The sequence below is a fragment of the Streptosporangium sp. G11 genome, assembly GCF_051192615.1.
Taxonomy (GTDB): domain Bacteria; phylum Actinomycetota; class Actinomycetes; order Streptosporangiales; family Streptosporangiaceae; genus Streptosporangium.
Genome location: NZ_JBPJUQ010000182.1, coordinates 1 through 5974, shown reverse-complemented (window position 1 = coordinate 5974; position 5974 = coordinate 1). Strand labels below are relative to the sequence as shown.

Below are 5974 nucleotides of genomic sequence, written 5' to 3'. Positions count from 1 at the left end.
CGGTCATGCTTGAGATCACATGATCATCGGGAAGGTACACCCCTTCCCGGCCGATCCACAGGTCTCAAGCATTGCTCCCTGCGGCCGATTTTCGGCCGTGCGGGGCCCTAAGTCGCGCGCAGGAGACAGGCGCGGAACGTCCTGGCTGGCCACAAATCTAGTAACTAGATGCACTGTGGCGACCATTTGTCGACGGATTGCCCAGGAGACCGGTGTCGTGGCGTTTGCCCAGTTCAGGACGCTGGTACCTAATCCGCGATAACCTCCGAGAACTGGCCACGTGTCTGCCGCTAAGTTGTGAAGTTTTCCCCATTCGACACAGTTGCTAATCAACTGTTACGCGCCTAATTTCCGTTTTTCGCCACGTGGCTGATAAGTCAACATAGTTACTGTCTTTCCCCGGTCCCCAAAAGGCTGTACGACCGCCTGCCCGGCCACTGTCCGAACCATGATTCAGATATTCACTCGTGGCACCGGGTGAGGGTCGCTGAGACAGATCGGTTTTAAGGGTGGGGGGGTCGCTTCTGTCAACGGCAAACCGTAGGGCGGCCGGACGACGGCCGGGCCTCGACATGACGAGGGCGCTCACCGAACGACGGTGGACGCTCTAGTCGACGACGGCCGGAGGCTATAGATCAGTCACGGGATTGTCAGTCCAGCGGTCTCCCTCCTCCAGGTAGCCGAACAGGGTCTTGGAGCCATCGGCCCAGCCCACCTCGTTACGGCCGATTCTTTCCAGGGCGGCACCGCAGCGCCTGGCGGCCGTGGCGAAGCTGCGCCGCAGAGAGTGACCGGTCCATCGACCCTCCAGGCCAGCAGCCTGAGCGATCCTCGGCGTTGTTACGAAGTGATGGTCATCCTTGCCCCTCGCTCGATGAGCGTATGGTCGCCCCTTCCCTCGACCAGTTCCTCACAGTCGTCCGCAACGACGGCGGCGCTGTGGAGAAGGTCGACGTGTGGGGTCGCCGCAGGCTGTCCTACGACATCGCGAAGAAGCCCGAGGGCATCTACGCCGTCATCGACCTGACCGAGGAGTCTGCCACTGTCAAGGAGCTCGACCGGCAGATGAACCTCGACGAGATAATCCTGCGTACCAAGGTCCTGCGCCCGGACGTGCACTAATCTCCGGCATTTTGTCGGGCGGCAGCCATACGCTTTCCCTGGGCATGAAAAGGCCCGGCCTCCTTTGCCGAGGGGCCGGGCCGATTGGTGTCCAGCCGGGCCTGCGGCTCCAGCTACCACCTGTTCTTCACAAGCTCAGGGTAGCGAGCGGCTCCGACGATTTTCGTCGGATGCGGGTCCGGCAGTCATAGTTTCGTCGATCTGCCTTGGAGACGCTCATGAGCAACTTCACCCTGTCCGTTCAAGTTCCCGGCGAATGGGGCCGGTACCTGCGGACCACCGTCGTCATCGTCGTGGTCCTGCTCCTGTCCGCGCTCGGCATGGAGATCCAGCTCCCATAGCTAGGGGTGGCGGAATGCCGACGTCGAGTGACGGCGTCGGCATTCCGCACGTACTGTTCGAGCATGCCCCCCGCTGAAGGCCCGGCAGACGACGCAGCCCCACCGGACGCCCCCACCCCATCGATACCTCCCGACGCCCTTCGACGCACGACCAGGACCTTCCGCAACCTCCGTCGCCCTGCCCGGCCAGAGCCGCCTTTTCCACCTCCAGTCGTCGATGAGACGCCAGCGGAACCACCGCCAAGGAGGCGAAGACGGTTCGCTCGGAAACCTCGCGTCACGCCGCCTTCGCAAATCGAACTCGACGAACTGCCTGTCAAGGACCGCCAGGAGCTTCACGACATTCGCCACCAGCGGCCTTGGCAGATAGTCACATCGCTGGGCGTCGTCTTCGGTGTCCTGTTCACCGCCGGCGGCCTCGTCTACACCGGGCGAACATGGGACACCAGCCAGAAAACTTTGGACGCCACACGCGAAACCCAGATCACCGACCGCTACACCAAGGCCGTCGAACAGCTCGGCTCCAAGACCGTCGAAGTGCGCCTCGGCGGTCTCTACGCCCTGAACCGCATCGCCGCTGACTCCCCGAAAGACGCTTCGACGATCCAGAACGTCATGGCGGCCTTCGCCCGGAACCGGGACTTCTGCAAGCAGAAGATCGGCAAACAACCCTGTGCGTCGCTCACCCCAAAAACTCCCGTCAAGGTGGGTACCGAAAAACTGGGACAACTGCAGGTGCCCACCGATGTGCGAGCCGCTCTCGAACTCGCTGCCTTCCTAGGCATCACTGGTCAGGGCGCAGACCTTGGCCGCGTCCACTTTCGCGAAGCAAGTCTGATTGGCGCGAAACTGACGCGCGCGAACCTGGTGGGCGCGAACCTGTCGGGCGCGAAGCTGACGGGCGCGGAGCTGGCGGGCGTGCACCTGACGAGCGTGAGCCTGGTGGACGCGGACCTGTCGGGCGCGTACCTGGTGGGAGCGAGCCTGACGGGCGCGAACCTGATGGGCGCGGACCTGACGCTCGCGAACCTGACGAACGCCGACCTGATGGACGCGAACCTGACGAACGCGAACCCGGGGGGCGCGGACCTGTCGGGCGCGAACATGTGGGGCGCGTACTTGGTGGGAGCGGGCCTGTCGGACGCGGACCTGACGGACGCGAACCTGAGGGGCGCGGACCTGAGGGGCGCGGACCTGTCGGGCGCGAGCCTGTTGGACGCGGACCTGCCGGACGCGAACTTGACGCGCGCGAACCTGCGGGACGCGAACCTGGCGCGTGCGGACCTGATGGGCGTGAACCTGACGGATGCGGACCTGACGGGCGTGAACCTGATGGGCGTGAACTTGCGGGACGCGGATCTCCGGGGGGTTGAGGGTATGACCGCTGAGCAGATCAGAAAGGTCGCGATCACCGATGCCACCACCAAGTTCTAGGGCTGTCAGCAGGAAGAAGCTTGGCCGTCCGGCGTCGCGGGCTCGCGCAGTAGCGGCGTAGTGCCAACGGCTGTTCCGCTGTTCCTCAACCCCCTACCATGCGCTTACGAGCGCACTGGAGAGACATGACTCTGTATCTGAATCTGCCATACGACACTGGCAAGCTGGAGCACCTCAGCGGTTTGCCGGGCAGTGAGGTTTTGCCCGGTTCGCCACGGGGTCTTGACGACGTTCCCAATGACAAGGCGCTCATCTGCGTGTCAGATATGGGGACGTACGAGGCGGCCGGCTACGTCATCTCCGAAACGGATTTTGCTGCTTGGATCCGTTCCGTCGGCGATCGACCGGCGACCTGGCTCCTCATGGATCGTCAGGTCGCCGATGACCTCTGCCCAGAGGCGGCGGAGAGACGTCGGTCCTGGCAGTCTGATCTGGAATCCGATGTCGAAGCCGCCGCGCACACCGACAACCTTGTTCCAGTGGCACGGGCGAGCCGTAGCGGAGTCGGTTTTCACATCGAACTGTTGCGCAGGTATGCGAAGGCTTTTCGCGGTGAGCCACAGCGCACCCGGTATGACGACCTTCTGACGAATGCCGGAGTGCAGCGCATAGCCGCGGCCGACCTCGATGCCGTCGCAAACGATCTGGAGAGGTGGGTGGCGCACGACTGGGTCGCCGTCATTGACCTCAGTGCGGAACGCCAGCATCTGGCGGGACCGCTTCCTCCCTTCCCCGGCACCGGCCCGGACGAAGACAAACCTAGGATGGAGGAACGCTGAGCCTTGTGACGTAGGCAAGCTGGCGCCGCGTTCGTAGGGTGCGAAGCCACCGGCCAACCCGCCACCGCACCAGGCCAGCGACGTCCCGAGCTGAACGGATCTGTTCTGGCCGGACCTCCTTGACCTCACTCGGCGACACATGTCGCTGCAAAAGCGACACCAGATGATTTAGCGACGCCATATCGGCCGCGTTCGGGACCTCCGTTCCGGCCAGTACCCACCCAGCCCGCTGCATCCGCCGCGCACCTAGCCAACACATCCCGAGCCGGCCTCCACCTGTCACTGCTAGTTTTGTCCCCATACGACCAGGTCGGTGAGAGTGAGCACCGACTCACGTGGCATGACATGGCGGCTATCTGAGATGACCCCGATTCCCTATTCTGTTGTTCAGCCTGAGATTTCAGGCCACACAAAACGAACGGAACATCGGTGGTCATAGGCAAACGCAGGAACGCTACGCACCTCCACACCGCGAGCTTGCCCCCTTTCGACTTGTGGGGGCACAACAGCTGGTGCAACCAGGAGGTCGCTGGGGAGAGCCATTACCTCCCCGCTCTGGAAAAAGTGCTTCGCGCGGGAGGTAAGGGGCTCGACGAGTTCGAGACAACTGCACTCCTGGTCCCAGAACCTACCAACCGGCATGACCCGAACGCGGTGGCGGTGCTGGTCGACTACGAAACCGTCGGTTACCTCCCGCGAAATGACGCGGTCAGATATCAGGCCTTGCTCAGCCACCTGGCCACTTCTGGCTTCGTCGCCCGCGTGCCTTGTCGTGTCTGGGGCGGGCAGGTCACTGATCAGGGCTACGACCGGGCCGGTCGAATCGCGTTGACCGAACAGTTCAGAGCGAGCGTCACCATCGCGCTCGCTGAGCCGCACCTTTGTCTGCCGGTGAACACTGCGCCGCAAGCGCCGCATGTCGTACTACCGCAGGGCGGGGCCATTCAGGTGAGCGGCGAAGAGCATCATCTGGCCGAGATCAAACCGCTGCTACGGGCGGAGGGTGAGAGCTATGCGTACGCGACGCTGCATGAGGTGAGCGACTCCAGCGGGCGCGCTGTGAAACAACTCGTCGAGGTTCGGCTTGACGGGAACCGTGTCGGGCAACTGACGCCGAAGATGAGCGGCGAACTACTCCCGGCGATACGCCACCTTGACGGCATGGGGTATATGGCCGCTTCCAGGGCGAAGCTGAAAGGAAACCACCTCAAGGCGGAGGTCACACTCTATTGCGCCCGCGCGCATGAGCTGCCCCATGACTGGCCGGGCCCAATCGGGCACGCCCTACCAGACGTGCAGACGGGACAGCGATCCGAGGCGCTCACCAGCGACTCGTCGTCCGCAGGTCTGACCGTTATTGGGTTCCATGCGCCCATCCCGCCGAGACCAACCCGGATCAGATTCGTCGTACCACCAGGCTGGCCACCGGCTCCCGAGGGCTGGGAACCCCCACCCGGCTGGCTACCGGATCCGTCCTGGCCCAAGGCTCCGGACAACTGGAGCTTTTGGGTAGCTGAGTGACTCGTCGCCTGCCAAATGATGGATTCAGGCCTGTCGTGAAGCGGCCATTGTGCACAGACCCCAACGTCCGCCTGCGCCCAACCCCTGGCGTACGAGGAGCGGTGGCCTTGGCCTAGTTAGTCGGCGGCGTCGAGCTGGCTGACGCGGCCAAGAGCCACGGTGGGACAGGCGGCACATGACGTGACGGTGTCGCTGCGAGCCTGGAAGAAGATCCGGGCCCAGACCCTCGCCGATTTCGCCGGCTGGTGGGTCAGAAGATCCGGCGCCGTTTTTGACCTGCGGGAACGTAGCTCGCGGAACGAAACTCAGCCTCAGCCGAGGCCAACCGGTGAGAAAGTCCGACTCGGAACCGGAAGCTGGCGGCACCGGACGGCACGGGGGAATCGGACAAAGCCTCGTGTTATGGGTTCGATGGGGTAGCCAAGAGCATCAGGGAACCATCATTGGCCCCGATTTTTCGGTGCCAGCTCTTGAGGCCCACGCGATGCCATCGCTCGAAACGTGCGACGGAGGAGGCACCGCTTGCTATCGATAGATCACGGCCTCTCAGCCCTACTCGCCCAGGATCTCGTCGAAGATCTTGACGATGAAATCGGCCGGGTGGTCGGTGCCGTACGTCTTCAGTGTTTCGTCCACGATCGTGGCCGTGGCCTCTTCCCCGAGAAGCTCGACGGCCACGTAGAACTCATGCCAGATCGACCTAGTGCGGTAACCACATACGTTCGCCGGGTCGGCGACACGCCGGCTGGGGCTCCTGCCACGCCCGAGTGCTCGTTC

At 63.5% G+C, this 5974-nt stretch carries 5 protein-coding genes and 1 pseudogene; 5 read left to right on the top strand and 1 reads right to left on the bottom strand.

Annotated elements, in window-relative coordinates:
• Nucleotides 1–850: 850 nt before the first annotated feature.
• From rpsF to ACSDR0_RS49080, 5 genes and pseudogenes are all read left to right on the top strand, one after another.
• Nucleotides 851–1122 (top strand): annotated as a pseudogene (rpsF, locus tag ACSDR0_RS49100) (30S ribosomal protein S6).
• Between the two features lie 218 nt (nucleotides 1123–1340).
• The gene (locus ACSDR0_RS49095; protein ID WP_435295872.1) at nucleotides 1341–1463 is read left to right on the top strand and encodes a hypothetical protein; all 123 of its coding nucleotides are present in this window, start codon (nucleotides 1341–1343) and stop codon (nucleotides 1461–1463) included.
• 459 nt (nucleotides 1464–1922) lie between these two features.
• Entirely contained in the window at nucleotides 1923–2897 is a 975-nt protein-coding gene (locus tag ACSDR0_RS49090; RefSeq protein ID WP_435295871.1) for a pentapeptide repeat-containing protein, read from the top strand.
• Between the two features lie 125 nt (nucleotides 2898–3022).
• Nucleotides 3023–3676: a hypothetical protein gene (locus tag ACSDR0_RS49085; RefSeq protein ID WP_435295870.1), complete on the top strand. Its 654-nt coding sequence runs from the start codon at nucleotides 3023–3025 to the stop codon at nucleotides 3674–3676.
• Nucleotides 3677–4105: 429 nt separating this feature from the next.
• Nucleotides 4106–5197: an HIRAN domain-containing protein gene (locus tag ACSDR0_RS49080; RefSeq protein ID WP_435295869.1), complete on the top strand. Its 1092-nt coding sequence runs from the start codon at nucleotides 4106–4108 to the stop codon at nucleotides 5195–5197.
• Between the two features lie 552 nt (nucleotides 5198–5749).
• Here ACSDR0_RS49080 and ACSDR0_RS49075 read toward each other — a convergent pair.
• A partial coding sequence (locus tag ACSDR0_RS49075; RefSeq protein ID WP_435295868.1) for a hypothetical protein occupies nucleotides 5750–5974 on the bottom strand: 225 nt, incomplete at its 5' end.

Excerpts from the sequence above, each read along its gene's own strand:
- ACSDR0_RS49085 (WP_435295870.1), top strand. The coding sequence starts at position 3,023 with ATGACTCTGTATCTGAATCTGCCATACGACACTGGCAAGCTGGAGCAC.
- ACSDR0_RS49095 (WP_435295872.1), top strand. The coding sequence starts at position 1,341 with ATGAGCAACTTCACCCTGTCCGTTCAAGTTCCCGGCGAATGGGGCCGG.